Here is a 1,679-nt window from a genome sequence, read left to right on the forward strand (position 1 = left end):
CTCCCGCATCCCGTCACCCATCAGCCGCATGCCCTCGACCCGGCGGCGGGCTCGGTCAAGCCAGCCGACTCCCATCACGCACACGCACACGGCGGCGGTGAAGGATTCGATGAAGTGGATGTATCCGGCCACGGCCATCGACGCGGCGGGTGCCGTCCTCCCCGGAATGTTGGAGCGCGGAACCGGGGGGCTGCTGTGGGCCGGCGGCCTCAGCTCCGTCCTGCCGATGCGATGCTCGGCGGGGCCTGGCCGTCTCCGCTGCGGCGCATCAGCAACGGGCCAAGGGGCATCGACCGATGACCACCGCAAGGAGGGCCGGATTCGTTCATCCCGGCCGATGCCCAGGCCCGTCCGTCCAACGGCTCGGCTTACCGCCTTTCCAGTCGGCTCAGATCTCGTTCACCCGCGCCTTGACCGCCTCAAGGAACGTCGCCCAGTGCTCCGCATCGAGGACGAGCACGGCTCCGGCCGGTGCCTTGCTGTCCCGGATCCCGATGCCGGGCCGCAGGCGGGCGACCTCGACACAGTTGCTCGAACCGTTGCTCCGGGAGCTCTTGCGCCACGTGGCGCCATCGCGCGCCGCACGAACCCGATCCATTGACCCTCCCTGGTTGCCGGACCCCTACCCTCATTAAACAAACCATTCAGAAGTGGGGGTTTAGGACGTCCTGAAGTCCATCAATGGTATGACCGCTTGGTCACGATGATCATGGGCGAGAAGCGTCGGCCCCGGCCTAGAAGGGATGGCATGAGCGACCGGTCGAGCACGCATCTCCTCGAAATCGCAGCCGAGGTGGTGGTCAAGCGCTACCGGTCATGGGAGTACAGGCAACCGGAGCGGGAGTGGACCGCTCTGATACTGCTCGACGAGCATGTCCCCGGAACAGCACCAATGCCAGTCTCCGCCGACCTCGCCGCCGCCCCACCAACGGTCGTGATGTCCCGTCTGCCTGGGTTACCTCTCTCCGACCCCGTCGGGACGGAGCAGGCGGCTGCGGTCGCGCACACCGTTGTCCAGGTCCAGGAGGCGATTCCGCGGACGGCCCTGGCCTCACTTCCACCTCGCGCGGGCCGGCCCGCCGAGCTGCTGCAGCAGGTGAGGGGATGGTGTGCGGAGGGTTCGAGCCTCGATGCTTCCCCAATGGCCGCCAAGGCACTGACCGAAGGCTCGCAATGGCTCCAACACCCGGATCTCGCCGACCGACTAGCTCAGCCGGGAACGCCCGTGTTCGGGACCGGGGACGGGAATCTCGCCAATTACCTGTTGGACGGCTCCGAGGCGCGCCTGGTCGATTTCGAGTACTCCGGCCTCAGCGACCGCGCGTACGAGCTGGCGGAGATGACCGAGCACATCTCGGTACGGCAGCACGGCGGAACCGCCCTCGTTCGAGTGTTGGAGGAGGTGGCATCGGAGGAGCCTGGGGCTTCGAGGTTCACCGATTGCCGGCGGCTGCACGCGCTCTTCTGGTTGCTCCGGATCCTGAACAGCAGCCAAGGCCGCTCGCCGGACGGATCGCCCATCCTCGCCTCCCAGGCGACGAGAGTCCTCGAACTGCTGGGCCAGAAATGAGAAAGGCCCCGCCGAAAACGGCGGGGCCTTCCTGCAATATGTGTCCGGCGGCGTCCTACTCTCCCACACGGTCTCCCATGCAGTACCATCGGCGCTGAAGGGCTTAACT

2 protein-coding genes and 1 rRNA gene are annotated in these 1,679 nt (G+C 66.8%); 1 reads left to right on the forward strand and 2 read right to left on the reverse strand.

What is annotated here, in order from left to right:
- Window positions 1-388: 388 nt before the first annotated feature.
- Window positions 389-598: a DUF397 domain-containing protein gene (locus tag ETD96_RS43775; RefSeq protein ID WP_138642351.1), complete on the reverse strand. Its 210-nt coding sequence runs from the start codon at window positions 596-598 to the stop codon at window positions 389-391.
- Between the two features lie 150 nt (window positions 599-748).
- Between ETD96_RS43775 and ETD96_RS43780 the strand changes: the two genes are divergently transcribed.
- The gene (locus tag ETD96_RS43780) at window positions 749-1,570 is read left to right on the forward strand and encodes a phosphotransferase family protein (RefSeq protein ID WP_171069546.1); all 822 of its coding nucleotides are present in this window, start codon (window positions 749-751) and stop codon (window positions 1,568-1,570) included.
- 42 nt (window positions 1,571-1,612) lie between these two features.
- Here ETD96_RS43780 and rrf read toward each other — a convergent pair.
- Window positions 1,613-1,679, reverse strand: a 5S ribosomal RNA gene (gene rrf / locus ETD96_RS48460); the annotation flags it as partial.

Source organism: Actinomadura geliboluensis, from assembly GCF_005889745.1.
GTDB lineage: Bacteria > Actinomycetota > Actinomycetes > Streptosporangiales > Streptosporangiaceae > Spirillospora > Spirillospora geliboluensis.

Coding starts and splice junctions, on each gene's coding strand:
- ETD96_RS43775 (WP_138642351.1), bottom strand. CDS start 598: ATGGATCGGGTTCGTGCGGCGCGCGATGGCGCCACGTGGCGCAAGAGC.
- ETD96_RS43780 (WP_171069546.1), top strand. CDS start 749: ATGAGCGACCGGTCGAGCACGCATCTCCTCGAAATCGCAGCCGAGGTG.